The organism is Synechococcus sp. H70.2, assembly GCF_047462275.1.
Lineage (GTDB): Bacteria > Cyanobacteriota > Cyanobacteriia > Thermostichales > Thermostichaceae > Thermostichus.
Genome location: NZ_JANSIU010000004.1, coordinates 47,302 through 64,173, shown reverse-complemented (window position 1 = coordinate 64,173; position 16,872 = coordinate 47,302). Strand labels below are relative to the sequence as shown.

At 60.4% G+C, this 16,872-nt stretch carries 10 protein-coding genes; 5 read left to right on the top strand and 5 right to left on the bottom strand.

The features are described 5' to 3' along the window. Window positions 1-145: 145 nt before the first annotated feature. Complete coding sequence (gene ileS, locus NW822_RS05295; protein WP_414403858.1) at window positions 146-2,911, top strand: isoleucine--tRNA ligase; 2,766 nt, start codon at window positions 146-148, stop codon at window positions 2,909-2,911. 18 nt (window positions 2,912-2,929) lie between these two features. Here ileS and cysK read toward each other — a convergent pair whose 3' ends face one another. Then, on the bottom strand, window positions 2,930-3,907 hold the full coding sequence (cysK, locus tag NW822_RS05290; RefSeq protein ID WP_414403758.1) for a cysteine synthase A: 978 nt from the start codon (window positions 3,905-3,907) through the stop codon (window positions 2,930-2,932). 174 nt (window positions 3,908-4,081) lie between these two features. Between cysK and dxs the strand changes: the two genes are divergently transcribed. Continuing rightward, window positions 4,082-6,043, top strand: coding sequence for a 1-deoxy-D-xylulose-5-phosphate synthase (gene dxs, locus NW822_RS05285; RefSeq protein WP_414362703.1), 1,962 nt, complete (start codon window positions 4,082-4,084; stop codon window positions 6,041-6,043). Here dxs and NW822_RS05280 read toward each other — a convergent pair. From NW822_RS05280 to fbp, 3 genes are all read right to left on the bottom strand, one after another. Next, window positions 6,012-6,926 carry a tetratricopeptide repeat protein gene (locus NW822_RS05280; RefSeq protein WP_414362704.1) on the bottom strand — a complete coding sequence of 305 codons (915 nt, stop codon included), beginning with the start codon at window positions 6,924-6,926 and terminating at the stop codon, window positions 6,012-6,014. The genes dxs and NW822_RS05280 overlap by 32 nt on opposite strands. 160 nt (window positions 6,927-7,086) lie before the next feature. Continuing rightward, window positions 7,087-8,640, bottom strand: coding sequence for a glucose-6-phosphate dehydrogenase (zwf, locus tag NW822_RS05275; RefSeq protein WP_414362705.1), 1,554 nt, complete (start codon window positions 8,638-8,640; stop codon window positions 7,087-7,089). Between the two features lie 29 nt (window positions 8,641-8,669). Continuing rightward, window positions 8,670-9,653: a class 1 fructose-bisphosphatase gene (gene fbp, locus NW822_RS05270; protein WP_414403857.1), complete on the bottom strand. Its 984-nt coding sequence runs from the start codon at window positions 9,651-9,653 to the stop codon at window positions 8,670-8,672. Between the two features lie 315 nt (window positions 9,654-9,968). Between fbp and ilvD the strand changes: the two genes are divergently transcribed. Then, complete coding sequence (ilvD, locus tag NW822_RS05265; RefSeq protein WP_414403757.1) at window positions 9,969-11,648, top strand: dihydroxy-acid dehydratase; 1,680 nt, start codon at window positions 9,969-9,971, stop codon at window positions 11,646-11,648. A 189-nt stretch (window positions 11,649-11,837) separates the two neighbouring features. Here the strand turns inward: ilvD and NW822_RS05260 are convergent, their stop codons facing one another. Continuing rightward, window positions 11,838-13,220 (bottom strand): DUF2079 domain-containing protein, encoded by a 1,383-nt coding sequence (locus tag NW822_RS05260; protein WP_414403756.1) that lies wholly within the window; start codon window positions 13,218-13,220, stop codon window positions 11,838-11,840. A 368-nt stretch (window positions 13,221-13,588) separates the two neighbouring features. On the opposite strand from NW822_RS05260, the gene NW822_RS05255 reads away from it, so the two are divergent. After that, complete coding sequence (locus tag NW822_RS05255; protein WP_414403755.1) at window positions 13,589-15,313, top strand: electron transfer flavoprotein; 1,725 nt, start codon at window positions 13,589-13,591, stop codon at window positions 15,311-15,313. A gap of 169 nt (window positions 15,314-15,482) precedes the next feature. Continuing rightward, complete coding sequence (locus NW822_RS05250; protein ID WP_414403754.1) at window positions 15,483-16,868, top strand: sugar transferase; 1,386 nt, start codon at window positions 15,483-15,485, stop codon at window positions 16,866-16,868. Window positions 16,869-16,872 lie beyond the last annotated feature (4 nt).

Below are 16,872 nucleotides of genomic sequence, written 5' to 3'. Positions count from 1 at the left end.
CCAAAAGGGCTTCAATGAAGGGGATCTCAGGAGACACCGCTGAGGAGAGAGCAACGGCGTAGGATAGAAGGACACCCTTTAGCCTGATCAACAAGTTGCCGTGGACTACAAGAGTACCCTCAACCTGCCGCAAACCCAGTTTCCCATGCGGGCGGAGGCCGCTAAGAGGGAGCCCGCCATCCAAGCTTTTTGGCAGGAAGAACAGATCTATCAGCGTCTGTCGGAAACCAATCCCGGGGATCCCTTTGTGTTGCACGATGGGCCGCCCTATGCCAATGGCGACATCCACATGGGCACCACCCTCAACAAGATTCTCAAAGACATTGTGAACAAGTACCACATCCTGCGGGGGCGCAAGGTGCGCTATGTGCCTGGCTGGGATTGCCACGGCCTACCCATTGAGCTAAAGGTACTGCAAAGCCTCTCCCCCCAGGAGCGGGAAAGCCTTACCCCCCTGCAACTGCGGCAAAAGGCCAGAGAGTACGCCCTGCACTATGTCAACGTGCAGCGGGCCAGTTTTCAGCGGCTGGGGGTATGGGGGGATTGGGATCGGCCCTACCTGACCCTCTCGCCGGAGTACGAGGCGGCCCAGATCGAGGTGTTTGGTCAGATGGCCCTCAAAGGCTACATCTACCGCGGCCTCAAGCCTGTCCACTGGAGCCCCAGCTCGCAGACGGCCTTGGCAGAAGCGGAGCTGGAATATCCCGACAACCACGTCTCCCTCAGCATCTACGTGGCTTTTCCTCTGCAGAGCCTCACTCCAGCAGCACAGCCGATTTTGGAGCCCTTCCTGCCGGGCTTGCGGGTGGCCATCTGGACGACTACCCCGTGGACGATCCCGGCCAACCTGGCCCTTTGCTTTAACCCCAGACTCACCTATGCGGTGGTGGATTCTCCCCACTTCGGTCTGCTGCTCATTGCTGCCGAGCTGCGGCAGCGGCTGGAGAAAGTTCTGGAGACCCCTCTGGAGGTCAAGGCCACGCTGCCGGGATCGGCTCTGGAATACTGCCAGGGACGCCACCCCCTCTTTGACCGCCCTAGCCTCTGTGTTTTGGGAGACTATGTCACCACCGAGTCCGGCACCGGCATTGTCCACACAGCGCCGGGGCATGGGGAAGAAGACTTCAAAACCGGCCAAAAGTACGGCCTGCCCATCCTCAGCCCCGTGGATGAGCGGGGGAGATTTACAGCGGAAGCCGGCTCCCAGTTTGCCGGCCTGGATGTGCTCTCCAAAGAACCGGAGACCAGCGGCAACCTGGCCGTAATTAAGGCCTTGCAGGCTGCCGGCGCCCTGCTCAAGGAGGAGCCTTACCACCACAAATACCCCTACGACTGGCGCACCAAAGAACCAACCATCTTCCGCGCCACCGAGCAGTGGTTTGCGTCTGTAGCCGGCTTCCGAGAGCTGGCCCTGCAGGCCATCAAAACCGTAAAGTGGATCCCGCCGGAAGGGGAAAACCGCATCACCGCCATGGTGAAGGAGCGCTCGGACTGGTGTATCTCCCGCCAGCGGGTTTGGGGCGTACCGATCCCTGTTTTCTACGACGAAGAAACGGGCGAGGTTCTGCTCACGGCCGAGACCCTCGAGCACATCAAAGCCATCTTTGCCCAGGAGGGATCCGACGCCTGGTGGAAGCGATCGGTGGAAGAGTTGCTGCCGGAGCAGTACCGCCACAATGGCCGCACCTACCGCAAGGGCACAGATACTATGGATGTTTGGTTTGACTCCGGCTCTTCTTGGGCGGCGGTGGCCCAGGCCCGCGGGTTGGGCTACCCAGTGGATCTCTACCTGGAGGGTTCCGACCAGCACCGGGGTTGGTTCCAGTCCAGCTTACTGACTTCCGTGGCCGTCAACGGCTGTGCCCCCTACAAAGCGGTGCTCACCCACGGCTTTGTGCTGGACGAAAAGGGCCAGAAGATGAGCAAGTCTTTGGGCAACGTCATCGACCCAATGGTGCTCATCAACGGCGGCAGCAACCCCCAGACGGATCCCGCCTATGGCGCCGATGTGGTGCGGCTGTGGGTTGCCAGCGTGGACTACTCCGGCGATGTGCCCCTGGGCAAGACCATCCTCGGGCAGATGGCGGATATCTACCGCAAGATCCGCAACACGGCCCGCTTTCTGCTGGGCAACCTCTATGACTTCAACCCGGCTCAGGATGCCGTTCCCTTTGCAGCGTTGACGGAGTTGGACCGCTACCTCCTGCACCGCCTAAAGGAGGTGGGGGAGGAAGTCACTGCAGCTTTTGAAAGCTACCAGTTCTACCGCTTTTTCCAAGCGGTTCAGAACTTCTGTGTGGTGGATCTCTCCAACTTCTACCTGGATATTGCCAAGGATCGCCTCTACATCAGCCACGCCCGCAGCCGGCGGCGGCGGCAATGTCAGACGGTGCTGGCATTGGTGCTGGAGAACTTGGCCAAAGCCATCGCCCCCGTACTTTCCCACCTAGCAGAAGAAATCTGGAGCTACCTGCCTTACCCCAAGCCTACCCGTTCAGTGTTTGAAGGGGGCTGGATGCAGCTCCCAGAGCACTGGCGGGATCCCCAGCTGGCGGCCACTTGGGAAAAGCTGCGGGCAGTGCGGCAGGAGGTGAACAAAGCGCTGGAGCAGGCCCGCACCGCCAAGCTTATTGGCGCTTCCACCGAGGCCAAACTCCTCCTCAAGGTAGGGGATCCCTACCTGTATGCTCTTCTGGAGGAGCGGGCAGCTGACCTGCGCTACCTGTTTATCACTTCCCAGGTGGAGCTAATCAAGGCAGAGCCTGAGCAGGCAGAGTTGCAGGTTGCCGTTCAGCGGGCGGAGGGCAAGAAATGCGTGCGCTGCTGGAACTACTCCCCTCGCGTGGGGGAATTTGCTGAACACCCCGAGCTGTGCGAGCGCTGCGTAGCGGCCCTGGCTGGCGAGTTCTAAGCAGGACCGGGCCGGGCATTACCTAACCAAAGACTGGGGCAGGCGGGAGTCCGACTCCCGCTCCAGGTCGCGGAAAAGGGGAGTGCTGAGGTAGCGCTCGCCAAAGCTGGGCTGGATCATCACAATCAGCTTGCCAGCGTTTTCCGGTCGCCGCCCCACCTGGATAGCGGCAGCCAGGGCCGCCCCGGTGGAAATGCCGGAGAGGATCCCTTCTTCTTTGGCCAGGCGGCGGCTATAGACCATGCTCTCTTCGTCATCTACCGCAATCACCTCATCCAGCAGGTCGCGCCGCAAGACCTCGGGCACAAACCCTGCCCCAATGCCCTCAATGCGGTGGAAGCCGGGCCGCCCTCCACTTAGAACAGCACTTGCCTTGGGCTCGACGGCCACCAGCCGAATCGAGGGTTTCTTACTCTTGAGGAACCCGCCCGCCCCTGTGATGGTGCCGCCGGTGCCCACCCCCGCCACCAGGATGTCCACCTGGCCATCAGTGTCCTCCCAAATCTCAGGGCCGGTGGTGCGGGCGTGGATTTGCGGGTTGGCAGGATTGGTAAATTGGCCCAGCATGTAGGCATTGGGGGTGCGGCGCACGATCTCTTCTGCCTTCCAGATGGCCTCTCCCATGCCACCTTCGCTGCTGGCCAGGTGCACCTCTGCTCCGTAGGCCTTCAACAGCAGCCGCCGCTCCAGGCTCATGCTCTCAGGCATGACAATGATCAGCCGATAGCCCTTGGCTGCTGCCGCCATAGCCAGGCCAATACCTGTGTTGCCGGAGGTGGGCTCCACCAAAATGGTCTTACCCGGAGCAATTAAGCCGGCTTGTTCAGCTGCCTCAATCATGCTGACGGCAATGCGGTCTTTTACCGAGGCCGCTGGGTTGAAGCTCTCCAGTTTGACCACAATCTCCGCCAGGCAGCCTTCTGCCTGGGGGATCCGGTTCAGCCGCACCAGGGGTGTGCGGCCGATGAGTTGGGTGATGTTATCGGCAATCCTCATAGGCAACAACAAGCCAATTCAAGGCCACCTCGAGAAGCTGGGCCTTTGTCCGATGCTAACCCTACCAAGGGATCCCTGGCCGCTGTCGGCCACCTGAGGAGGTGGCTGGGGCAACCGGCCACTTTGGGAAAAGGATGATTTAGAGTGGGATTACACCAAAAGGACTCGTCTTCTATGCACCTGAGTGAAATCACTCACCCCAACCAGCTCCGCAACCTAAACCTCGGCCAGTTGCGCAGCTTAGCCCGGCAGATCCGCGAAAAACACCTGCAAACGGCTGCCAACTCCCCAGTCGGCTGTCACCTGGGGCCGGGATTGGGGGTAGTGGAGCTAACCTTGGCGCTCTACAAAACCCTGGACCTGGATCGCGACAAGGTGATCTGGGATGTGGGGCACCAAGCCTACGCCCACAAGATGCTTACTGGCAGGTACCACAACTTCCACACCATCCGCCAGAAGGGGGGGATCTCTGGCTACCTCAAGCGGAGTGAGAGCCGCTTCGACCACTTTGGGGCCGGCCACGCCTCTACTAGCATCTCGGCAGCCCTGGGCATGGCCATTGCCCGCGATCGGCGGGGGGAAAACTTCAAGGTGGTGGCCATCATCGGTGACGGCGCCCTGACGGGGGGCATGGCCTATGAGGCCATCAACCACGCCGGGCACCTGCCCAAGACCAACCTGATGGTGATCCTCAACGACAACGGCATGTCGATTTCCCCCAATGTGGGGGCGCTCCCGCGCTATTTAAACCGCCTGCGCCTCAGCCCGCCGGTGCAGTTTTTGACCGACAGCCTGGAGGAGCAGCTCAAGAATCTGCCTCTGGTTGGCTCCAGCCTCAGCCCGGAAATTGACCGCATGAAGGAAACGGTGAAGCTGGTTACTGCCGTGCAGAACAACAAGGCCGGCATTATCTTCGAGGAGCTGGGCTTTACTTACGTGGGGCCGGTGGACGGGCACAACCTGGCGGAGTTATTGGATGCTTTTGAGTTGGCCCATGGTCTCTCCGGACCGGTGCTGGTGCATGTGGCTACGGTTAAAGGCAAAGGCTACCCCCCTGCCGAGGCGGAGCAGGTGAGCTATCACGCCCAATCCCGCTTTGACCTGGCTACCGGCAAACCCTATCCTCCCACCAAACCCACTCCCCCCAGCTACAGCAAGGTCTTCGGCCATACTCTTTGCAAACTGGCGGAGCGGGATCCCCGTATTATTGGCATCACGGCGGCCATGGATACGGGCACGGGTCTGGACAAACTCAAGGAAAAGCTGCCGGATCAGTTTATAGATGTGGGGATTGCCGAGCAGCACGCTGTTACCTTGGCTGCCGGTATGGCCTGTGAGGGGATGCGTCCAGTGGTGGCCATCTATTCCACCTTCCTCCAGCGGGCCTACGACCAGATTATCCACGATGTCTGTATTCAAAAGCTGCCGGTCTTTTTCTGCTTGGATCGGGCGGGCGTGGTCGGCCCTGACGGCCCCACCCACCAGGGTATGTACGATATTGCCTATCTGCGCTGCATTCCTGAGATGGTGCTGATGGCCCCCAAAGACGAAGCGGAACTGCAGCGGATGGTGGTGACCGGGATCCAGTACACCCAAGGCCCCATCGCCATGCGCTACCCGCGCGACTCTGGAGTTGGGGTGCCCTTGGCAGAAGATGGCTGGGAGCCCATCCCTATTGGCAAAGCTGAGGTGCTGCGCAGCGGCGGCGATGTGTTAATCCTGGCTTATGGGTCAATGGTGTACCCCAGTTTGCAGGCAGCGGAGCTTCTCAAAGAGCACGGCATCTCCACCACTGTAGTCAATGCCCGCTTTGCCAAGCCCCTGGATACCGAGCTAATCCTGCCCCTAGCTGAGCAAAGCCGCCTGGTGGTGACGGTGGAAGAAGGCTGCCTTCTGGGCGGGTTTGGCTCAGCAGTAGGAGAAGTTCTGCTGGACGCTGACATTCGAGTACCGCTCCTGCGGCTGGGGGTGCCGGATATTTGGGTGGAACAGGCCACCCGCGAAGAGTCCCTAGCAGACCTTGGCCTCAACAGTGTTGGCATTGCCGAGCGGATCCGAGCCAAGCTTGAGAAGCTGCAGAAGCCAGGGGCTGCGGGATCCCGGGCTACTCTGCTGCAAGGCCCATCTGGCGGTTGAACTGGTCAACAGCAGCCTGCTGGAGAGCCTTGGCAACCGCCTGCGTTCGCAGGAGAACTTGCACATCTTGGAGCAGTTTCTCCCGCCACAGGTTTTCCCGCAGTACCTCTAGCCGGGCGTAGCTGGGATCCAGACGCACAGCCTTGGCGGCCAACTCCTCTGCCCTTTGGGTGTCGCCGCGCACGTAGAGAGCGGTGGCCAGGGCTAGGTAGGGCTCTGCCACAGCAGCGTTGATCTCGAGAGTGCGTTCCCAGCGCTTGATGGCTGCTTCCAGATCCCCCTGCTCGTAGTCCACTAGGCCGAGGTTATTCATGGCTGGCCAGTAGGCGGGATCCAACTCCAGGGTCTTCTCATATTCCTGCCGGGCGGGATCCCACTGATCCAGCATCAGGTAAGCATTGCCCAGTTGGAAGCGGGCGTTGGGATTATCCGGCTGCAGGGTGACCGCCCGCTCCAGGGCCTCGGCGGCGGCAAAGTAGCTGCCCTGTCGCAAGTAAGCCGCTCCCAGCGAGTAGAGGACATCTCCATCCTGCGGAGCCAGAGCGCGGGCCCTCTGCAGCACCTGCACGGCCTGGTCAGAGTTCCCCAACTCCAGATAGACGTTGCCCAAAACGTAGAGCAGCTCGGAAGAGTTGGGCACCATGGCCACCGCCAGTTGCAGGCGGCGCAGCGCCTCTTCTGTCTGGCCAAACTGGGCCAGCCGCAGCGCATCGGTAGCCAGTTGCAGCCCCTGGGCCCGCATCAACTCCCCATTGGGTAGGGGAATGTGCAGCAACACTTGGGCTCGAGCAGGATCCCCTCTCCCTACCCCCAACCCCAGGGCAAAGCCCAGCGGCAAGGTTAGCAAAAACCGGACAGGTAGCCGGAATACCAGTGGCGGCATGACACCCACGCAAAAACAGGCCATGCCCATGTTAGCTGCAGCAACCGGGGATCCTTCCTGCCAGGGCTAGTTCCAACCAGATTCACGTTTGCGCCGGCGGCGCGGAGCACCATCTCTAACTCGTTGGGAGAGGGGTTAGGGGTGAGGGCAGCGATTCAAACTAGAGGCGTCGCCACCGCCGCCCGGACTGGGCTAGCAGGTCTTCGGCAGCCTTGGGCCCCCAGGTACCCGCCTCATAGGTGTACAGCGGCGGTGCGGCATTGCCGCCCTTGTCATGGCCAGGCGGCGCCTCCCAGGCCGATAACACCGGTGTCACCACCCGCCAGGCGGCTTCCACCTCGTCGGCGCGGGTAAATAGGGTGGGATCCCCCAGCAGGCAGTCCAACAGCAGGCGCTCGTAGGCATCTGGCGTGGTCGACCCAAAGGTTGTTCCGTAGCGAAAATCCATTTCCACTGAGCGGGTGCGGATCTCTGGCCCTGGCATCTTGGCCTCAAAGCGCAGGGAGATGCCCTCGTTGGGCTGGATGCGCAGCACCAGGATGTTGGGGCTCACCTCCCGCGCTGCCGATGGAAAGAGAGAGAGCGGCACCTGCTTAAAGTAAATGGCCACCTCGGAAACCTTCTTGGCCAGGCGCTTACCGGTGCGCAGGTAGAAGGGCACCCCTTTCCACCGCCAGGTGTCGCATTCCAATTTCAGGGCCACGTAAGTGGGGGTTTGCGAGTTGGGGTTGACATTGGGCTCTTGGCGATAGCCTGGCACCGGCTTGCCGGCAATCCAGCCGGGGCCGTACTGGGCTCGCACTGCTGCTGCAGCTACATTGCGAGTGTCCGCCAGGCGGGTGGCCTGCAGCACCTTAGTCTTTTCGCTACGCACCCCGTCGCCGCGTAATGAGACGGGTGGCTCCATAGCAGTGAGGCAGTAGATCTGCATCAGGTGGTTCTGCACCATGTCCCGCAGAGCACCGGCAGCGTCGTAGTAGCCAGCCCGATCCTCCACCCCCACCGTTTCCGCTACAGTAATCTGCACATGGTCAATGTAGTTGCGGTTCCAGAGGGGCTCAAAGATGGCGTTGGCAAAGCGAAAGACCAGCAGGTTTTGCACCGTCTCTTTGCCCAGGTAGTGGTCGATGCGGTAGACCTGCTCTTCCTGGCAGATCCGCTGCACAAGGCGGTTCAGCTCCTGGGCCGAGGTGAGGTCGTGGCCAAAGGGCTTTTCAATCACCACCCGCGTTTTGGCCGGGTCAGCCAACATCCCGGCTGCCCCCAACTGTTGAATGGCCTGGGCATAAAAGTCCGGCGCCACCGCTAGGTAAAATACCCGGTTGCCGCGGGTGCCCCGCTCTTCGTCTAGTTGGTTGAGGAAGTGCTTGAGACGCAGGTAGCCCTCGGCATCACCAAGATCAAGGCGGCAGTAGAACAGGCGGCGGGCAAAGTCCTGCCAGAGGGCTTCTGGCCCCAGATCTTGGGGGGCAAATGCTTCTAGGGCCGCCCGCATCTTGTCGCGATAGATCTCGTGGCTCCAGTCGCGCCGGGCCACTCCCACCAAGGTAAACTCCGGCGGCAGCCGTCGCTGCACAAACAGCCGGTAGTAGGCCGGGATCAGTTTGCGGGTCGCCAGATCCCCGGAAGCGCCAAACTGCACCAGGATACAGGGATCCGGGATGCGCTCTTGGTTGAGGCCAACGCGCAAGGGGTTTTCAGCCAGGGTCACCATAGAGTCAGCTCGGCTTGCGTGGGCGGGGTTCAGCGAAGGCAGCGCAACACTTCCTCCACATTCTCGCGGCTGCCAATAATCAAGGGCACCCGTTGGTGCAGGGATTGGGGCACGATGTCTAGGATGGCCTCGCTGCCGGTGGTAGCCACGCCTCCTGCCTGCTCAGCCAAAAACGCCAGAGGGTTGGCCTCGTACATCAGCCGCAGCTTGCCCTCTGGTTTTTTCTGGGTGCCGGGATAGAGATACACCCCGCCCTGGAGAAGAATGCGGTGAAAATCCGCCACCAGAGCGCCGCTGTAGCGGGAGGTGTAGCTACCTTGGCGATGGGCATAGCGAATGAAGTTTTGGATCCCTTCGCTCCACTGGCAGAAGTAGCCCTCGTTAAGGCTGTAGACGGAGCCGCGTTCGGGAATGCGAATATCGCTCTTGGAGAGGATGAACTCCCCCAAGCTGGGATCTAGCGTAAAGCTGTGCACCCCTTTGCCAATGGAATAGACCAGTTGGGTGCTGGGGCCATAGAGGATATAGCCAGCAGCCAGTTGCCGGCGGCCCGGCTGGAGAAGGTCTTGGTTATCGACTTCCGGACGATCCTCGAGAGGGTGAAGGACAGAGAAAATCGAGCCAACGCTCAGGTTGGCCTCGATATTGGAGGAGCCATCTAGGGGATCGACAAGCAGCGCCAAGCGGCTAAGGGAGCAGTTTTCCGGCAGGCGAACCGGGGTCTTCAGCTCTTCCGACACCAGCCGACACACCAGGCCCGTCTGCTCCAAGGCGCGGATGAAGGCCCGGTTGGCGTAGTCGTCCATCTGTTGCTGTTCCTCCCCTTGGACGTTGAGGCTGCCGGTTACCCCCAGCACCCCCTCGATTAGCCCTGCCTGGCTGAGGCGACGGGCAATCATCTTGCCGGCTAGGGCAATGCGGTTCATCAGGGCGCTAAAGTCCTGCGCCTCAGCGGTAAAGCTGCCAAACTGCTGCAAGACATGGCGGGAGAGGGTGAGCACATCCCGCGCCATCTCGCGTTCGGCGCTGCTGGGCACGGCGGCTGGGGAGGGAGGAGAGCTAAGAACCATAGGCGGCTTCACCAACACCTGAGGGGGAGGAAGCTTCTGGATCTCGAACTGGAGGGCAAGGACTGGGTTCTGTTGACGCAATTGGACTCTGGGATCCCCTTTACTAGGTAGGCTGGCCGATTCTCGGCGCAGGTGCCGAGAACTTACAGAGTTGCTTCAGATTCGGTCGGATCCCTCTTGCCAGGAGGGTTAAAGCGGTAGGATGAGTTCTACCCATTCTTTTCCCGGCTCACTTTTCTCGGTTTCTTCTTGCCAATGATGATGCGCAGCCAAGTGGTCACCCAGGGAGTGCAGCGCTCCCCCAACCGTGCCATGCTTAGAGCGGTGGGCTTTCGCGATGAGGACTTCGGCAAGCCCATCGTCGGCATCGCCAATACCTACAGCACCATTACTCCCTGCAACATCGGCATCCAAGCCCTGGCCGAGCGAGCCGAAGCCGCCCTGCGGGAGGCCGGCTGCATGCCTCAGATCTTCGGCACCATTACCATCAGCGACGGCATTTCCATGGGCACTGAGGGCATGAAGTACTCCCTCGTGTCGCGGGAGGTGATTGCTGATTCCATCGAGACGGTGGTCAACGGCCAGAGTATGGATGGTCTCTTGGCCATTGGCGGCTGCGACAAAAACATGCCAGGGGCGATGATCGCCATGGCCCGCCTCAACGTGCCCTCCATCTTTGTCTATGGCGGCACCATCAAGCCGGGGCACTACAACGGCCGCGACCTCACCATCGTCAGTGTCTTTGAAGCGGTAGGGGAGTACAGCGCCGGGCGCATCTCCGAGGAAGAGCTGCTGGCGGTGGAGCGCCACGCCTGCCCCGGCGCCGGATCCTGTGGCGGCATGTACACTGCCAACACCATGTCCAGCGCCTTTGAGGCCATGGGCATGAGCCTGCCCTACTCCTCCACGATGGCGGCGGAGGACGAAGAGAAAGCCGAAAGCGCTGCCCAATCGGCCAAGGTCTTGGCCGAGGCCATTAAAGCCAACATTCGGCCCCGCGACATCATCACCCGCCAGAGCATTGAGAACGCCATCTCGGTCATCATGGCGGTAGGGGGATCCACCAACGCCGTGCTCCACTTTCTGGCCATTGCCCACGCTGCGGAGGTGCCCCTGACGCTGGATGACTTTGAGACCATCCGCGCCCGCGTGCCTGTTCTCTGTGACCTCAAGCCTTCGGGCCGCTTTGTTGCCACCGATCTGCACCGGGCTGGCGGGATCCCGCAAGTAATGAAGATCCTGCTCAACCACGGCTTGCTGCACGGGGACTGCCTCACCATCTCCGGCCAGACAATTGCCGAAGTCCTGCGGGACGTGCCAGACGAGCCCAGCCCTGACCAAGAGGTGATTCGCCCCTGGCACAGCCCCCTTTACCCCCAAGGGCACATAGCCATCCTCAAAGGTAACCTTGCTCCCGAAGGGGCAGTGGCCAAGATTAGCGGCGTCAAGACACCCAAGATCACGGGGCCGGCGCGGGTCTTTGACTCGGAGGAGTCCTGTCTGCAGGCTATCCTTGCTGGCCAAATTCGACCAGGGGACGTCGTGGTGATCCGCTACGAAGGCCCCAAGGGCGGCCCTGGCATGCGGGAGATGCTCTCCCCCACTTCGGCCATCATCGGCGCCGGCTTGGGAGATAGCGTGGGGCTAATTACCGATGGCCGCTTCTCTGGCGGCACCTACGGCATGGTGGTGGGCCATGTGGCGCCTGAGGCCTACGTAGGCGGCCCCATTGCCCTGGTGGAGGAAGGGGATCTCATTACCATCGATGCCCCCGCTCGCCTGTTGCACCTGCATGTTAGTGAGGAAGAACTGGCCCGCCGCCGCGCCTGCTGGGTTCCCCCCGAGCCTCGCTACAAACGGGGCACCTTGGCCAAGTACGCCAAGCTCGTCTCCAGCAGCAGCCTGGGGGCAGTGACCGATTTGAACTTGTGGGAGTAGGCCCTTCTCCCTCAGGGAGAGGGGAGTAACTCTTGCAGGAAAAAGCGGCAGGGATCCCTGCCGCCCGTTTTGCTACAGTGACAGCTTTAGCACCAATTACGTACCGATAATCCCGCCGTCATAATCACCGCCACCGCCGAGCGGGGGTAGAGGTTGTTGTTGTAGTCAATTGCCAGCAGCCCTGTTGGACTAGGGGGGATTTGGAGGTTCTTGTCGTATCCTAGAGAACAAATACACCCCATCGCAATGGTAGAGAAGCTGAAACGAGGTTTCTTTTTGTAAAGCGGCAAGCAGGGTCTGGGAGAACTCTGGGCTGCTACGCCACCCCGGATGGCGGCTGTTAAGCAAAACGTAGTCAAAGGGATCCCATTGTTGGGGGGGAGATCCCTTGAAGCGGCTCTCGTCGGTAAAGTAAATAACCCGTCGATGGGTGAGGTGGGGGCTAATCTCGTGGGTGGTAAGGACACCCCCTTGGGTGGTGATGTGGGCAAGGGCCTCGCGAGTGGCCTGCCAAGTGTCAAGAGACTGAAGATAGATGGAGCCGAAAAAGGGGTATTTTGCCAGGGCTAAAAAAGCCAGCAAAGACCAGGCTAGCGCTGCTTTTCTGCTTTTGACAGGCCAGACCCAGGATGGGCCTGGTTTCACGTTTTCGATGACAGCTAGAAAGAGAAAAGGAACAACAGGTAATGCATACTGATGCACCAGATCCCGATAAGCAGGATTGCTAGAAAGTATATTCAGCCCCAGGGTTGGCAGAGCAGGGATCCAGGGATCCCAGTGGCGCCAAGAGAGGCCCCAAGCCACAGGGATGACTAACAAAAATCCATAGAATAGGGTGTCGAGAGAGAAGACCTTGCCCAGGACTAATGTTGGCTTGAGAACCAAGTTTTGGATAATTTCAGGAACAGAACTGCCCAAATAGCTATAGTGAGAAACGGCTGCCGGCTCGCTGCCACTGAAGTGAGGAATAATCCAAAAAGTAGCCATGCCAAACCAGGCCGACCCTGCCGCTATGGCAAGCCAGCTGGCCACTTGGCAGCGCCGTTGCCAGCGCTTTTCAACTCGTCTGCTTTCAAAGAGCAACAGCCAAGCTCCTAGGGCAACGACATTGAGAGACAACACCGCCTTGCAGCCGAGGATACCGCCTAGGCACAGCAAAAACCCCCCCAACTTGCCAGAGCGAATACAGAGTATAGCGGCCAAAAAAAGGGGAACAGCCAACACTTCTGGATGAAAATCAAAAAGGTTGGCGTTGAAGATGGCTGGGTAGAGAAGATAGGCAGCGGCAATTGTTCTTGCTCTGTCAGAATCAATCTCGGCTTGGAGCGCCAGATGGTAAACGGCCAGCGCTCCCAGCGTTAGTGCCAGAGCTTGGATGCCAAACAGCCAATATACAGAGGGAACAATGCGATACAAGAGACTGAGAGGATACAAGATAAAAGCTGCGTGATCCCCAAGAATGTGGATCCCGCGAATAGTAGAAAAAGGAACCTCGCCACGGCTGATTAAATAAACAGCTTGGTCGAAAATACCGAGATCATACCCTCCCGACTGAAACAAGTGGTGCCGCACAACGCTGCAGCCTAAAAGAACAAAGAAGGCTCCAACCAGCGTTGCCAAGAAAGACTTGGACAGAGGATGTTCCTTCATTGCCAACTACAACTTGTTTAGCGTAGAATCCAAGCTCTGCCAGCTAGCAGCAAGACCGCAAGCCAGCTCAAAGACAGCCCCTTTTTCTCTGGCAAGAGAGGCTCGAACCCGGCTAGCTGGAAAAATTGCAGCAAGGAGGGATCCCTGCCCAAGCCAGGCAAGAGGCTGGGGTTGGCCATCGCAGGGAGAACGCCCAAAGCCTTGAGAAGGTCTAAAGTTTTGGGATCTTTCCACTTTTCCTTTCTAGGATACGGGCAGACTCTCCAGAGCTGCTGCGTGGGGAATTCTGCATGAGTGACGCCATCCGCTATGACCTGCTTTTGGTGGGAGGAAGCTCCTCCAACCTGATCCTGGCCCATCGCCTTTTGGATCTGGCCAAGCTCTCGGGGCTCAAGATCTCCATCGCCATCTTGGAAAAAGCCCGGCAATTTGGCGGGCACATCATCAGTGGTGCCATCTGCAATCCTCAGGTAATCGCCAGGCTTTTCCCGGATTTTGAGAGCCAAGGATTTCCCCACGAGGGGCGGGTGGAAGTGAGCCACCTGAGCGTACTGGGATCCCAAGAGCGCTGGGATCTGCCGGAAGCGGCGATCCCAAAGGGGTTGCGCAAACAGGGGCAGTTCCTCCTCACCCTTAGCCATGTCATCCGCTGGCTGGCCGAAACCCTGCAGGAAAAGGCCAAAGGGATCCCCAACGTTACCTTGGATGTATTCCCCGGCTTTGCCGCCCACGAGATCCTCTATGAGGGGGAGCGAGTCATTGGGGTGCGGGTGAGCGACTCCGGCCAAGTTTGCGAAGATTGCGTCTTTGCCGAGCTCACCTGCTTTGGCGACAAGGGATTTATCTCCAAAGACCTGGTCGAGAAGTTTCACCTGCGCCCTCGGCCGCAACTGTGGTCGGTGGGGGTCAAAGAGCTGTGGCAGATCCCTCGCTCGCTGCAAGGGCAGGTGTGGCACACCCTGGGCTACCCGGTTTTGGATGGCAGCTTCAGCGGCGGCTTTGTCTATGGCCTCAAAGATAACCGCCTGGCCCTGGGCCTCATCATCGGCCTCGACAGCAAAAATCCCAACCTCAACCCGCAGCAGCGCCTGCAGGAGTTCAAAGCCCACCCCTGGATCCAATCCCTGATTGCCGGTGGCAAGTTGCTCAAGTACGGGGCCGCCGTCATTCCTGAGGGGGGCTACTACAGCCTGCCCACCCGCTTTGGCGTTGAAGGGGCCTTGCTTTTGGGGGATGCCCTGGGGGTGCTGGATGTGGGCAGCCTGGCCGGGATCAACAACGCCATGGAGACCGGCTACCTGGCAGCGGGCCTCATTCACGACGGCTTTTTAAAAGGGGATCTGCGCATTCAAGAGGCCTACCAAAAAGCCGTGATGGAGAGCTCGGTGGGGCAAGATCTCTACCGCAGCCGCTATTTTCGGGAAGCCTTTTTGGAAAACTCCCGCCTGCTGGAAGAATACCTGCCCCAGATCTGCCGCAGCGTCGATGCCGGCCACCCTTGGCTGGGATCCCTGCGCTGGGGCCTGCAGGATCCCGTGCGTCGCGGCGGGGAACTCCTGCGCGCCTACACGCTGCTGACGGGACGGGTCAGCGCCGGCGAGCCGCCCCCACGGGGGTATGTTGCTCCCCATGCCGCCATCCAAGCGGACTTTGTGGCCCCCCTAGGTCTGGATCCTGAAGCATTGACCACGCGATGGGGCTATTTCTCGCGCTCAGATGCCGTCTTTTTTGCCGATCCCCGCTACCCGGAAGGCAACCGCCACATCCTTGAGTTCAGCGCTGACACCTGCCGGCAGTGCATTGCCACCTACGACAAGCTCAACCGCCCTACCCCCTGCGTGGCCGATTGCCCGGCAGAAGTCCACCACATCCGCGAACGCAATGGAATCCGCTCCCACGCCATGTCGCTGGAAAACTGCATCCAATGCCGCACCTGCGAGATTGTCTGCCCCCACCTCAACCTGCGGGTTAACCCCAGCTACGAGGGATCCGGCCCTGATTTCTACGGGCTGTAGCGTCCCAAAGAACCCTAGGCCAGCTCCCTGGCCAGTTGGGATGGCCGACCACTAGAATCCCAGTCTAGGTGGCTAGAGGAGAGAGTTCTTGGCCAATCCCTGTAGCCAGAAGAGGTCCTCTTGCAGGAGGGAGAGGGAGGGGGGGCCCTTTTTTAGCTACACCCTGAGCTTGGATCCACACCGCCTATGGGTGCCCTTGGCCTGTTTTGGGGATGGGCTCTGTATCTGGCTGGCCTTCGGGGCGGCTTATTGGCTGCGCAGCTTGCGCCCCCACCAGCTTTTACCGTGGGATGTCTACGCTGGCCTGGGGTTGTTGACAGTCCTTAGCTATTGGGGCGTTCAGGCCGGCTTGGGAGGATACGGCGAATCGAAGCGCTTATCTCGCTTTGAGGAATGGGTCAGTTTGCTGCTAGGGCTGGGGGTAACCTTTGGCCTGGTGCTGGCGGGGGCCTTTTTCGTGCGCTCCGTCTCGCTGTCGCGCTTGGTGGTGGGCTATGCCGGCCTGCTGGCCCTGCTCAGCTTGACGGGGATGCGGGCAGTGCTGCGGCTGGGCATGGGCTGGCTGTATGCCCACGGCCAGGGGCGGCGACGGGTGATCTGGGTGGGATCCGGCCTGCTCTTGGCTGAGGTGCTGGAGCGACTGGAGCGCTGCCCAGCCTTGGGGTTTGAGATCAGGGCTTGGGCCGTGGCCGGGGATCCCTCGGCACCGGAACCAGAGCCTTTGCAGAAGCTGGAGCGGCTGGAGCCCAGCCACCTGGTGGCCTATGTGCAGGCTCACCCCGAGATCCAAGAGGTGTGGTTTGGGCAGCCGGAGCTGGCCAACGCACCCCTGCTCCTCACGCTGCAGGCCCTGTCGGTGCAGGTACGGCTGGTGCCGGACATTCTCAGCTTCTTAACCGTTAACCTGCAGTTGCACTCTCTGGACGGGATCCCGCTGCTGACGCTGCGCCAGCCCCCTCTGCGCTACGCCCACAACCGTTTCCTCAAGCGAGCGGTAGACATCCTGGGGGCCTCCCTGGGCCTGGTGTTGCTCAGCCCCCTGTTTCTGATCATCGCTGTGCTAGTGGCCTGCAGCAGCCCCGGCCCCATCTTGTATTGGCAGGAGCGGGTGAGCTTGGATGGGCGCCGCTTTTGGATTGCCAAGTTCCGCACTATGCGGGTGGATGCCGAGGCACCCGGCCAGCCGGGCTGGACGCGCCCTGGGGATCCGCGCCGAACCAAGATAGGAGCCTTTTTGCGCCGCACCAACCTGGACGAGCTGCCCCAGCTTTGGAACGTCTTGAAGGGGGAAATGAGCCTAGTGGGCCCCCGCCCGGAGCGGCCCTACTTCGTGGAGCAATTTAGCCAGGAGATCCCCAAGTATCTGGATCGGCATTTGGTGAAAAGTGGCCTCACCGGCTGGGCTCAGATCCACGGCCTGCGGGGAGACACCAGCATTGCCCGCCGCACCCAGTATGATCTCTACTATGTGCAAAACTGGTCTCTGTGGCTGGATCTGCGCATCCTCGCCATTACCCTTTGGCAAGGGATCCGCGGACGGCTGACCGGCTATTAGGGGT

Coding starts and splice junctions, on each gene's coding strand:
- cysK (WP_414403758.1), bottom strand. CDS start 3,907: ATGAGGATTGCCGATAACATCACCCAACTCATCGGCCGCACACCCCTG.
- zwf (WP_414362705.1), bottom strand. CDS start 8,640: ATGGTGACCCTGGCTGAAAACCCCTTGCGCGTTGGCCTCAACCAAGAG.
- ileS (WP_414403858.1), top strand. CDS start 146: ATGCGGGCGGAGGCCGCTAAGAGGGAGCCCGCCATCCAAGCTTTTTGG.
- ilvD (WP_414403757.1), top strand. CDS start 9,969: ATGATGCGCAGCCAAGTGGTCACCCAGGGAGTGCAGCGCTCCCCCAAC.
- fbp (WP_414403857.1), bottom strand. CDS start 9,653: ATGGCGCGGGATGTGCTCACCCTCTCCCGCCATGTCTTGCAGCAGTTT.
- NW822_RS05280 (WP_414362704.1), bottom strand. CDS start 6,926: ATGCCGCCACTGGTATTCCGGCTACCTGTCCGGTTTTTGCTAACCTTG.
- NW822_RS05255 (WP_414403755.1), top strand. CDS start 13,589: ATGAGTGACGCCATCCGCTATGACCTGCTTTTGGTGGGAGGAAGCTCC.
- dxs (WP_414362703.1), top strand. CDS start 4,082: ATGCACCTGAGTGAAATCACTCACCCCAACCAGCTCCGCAACCTAAAC.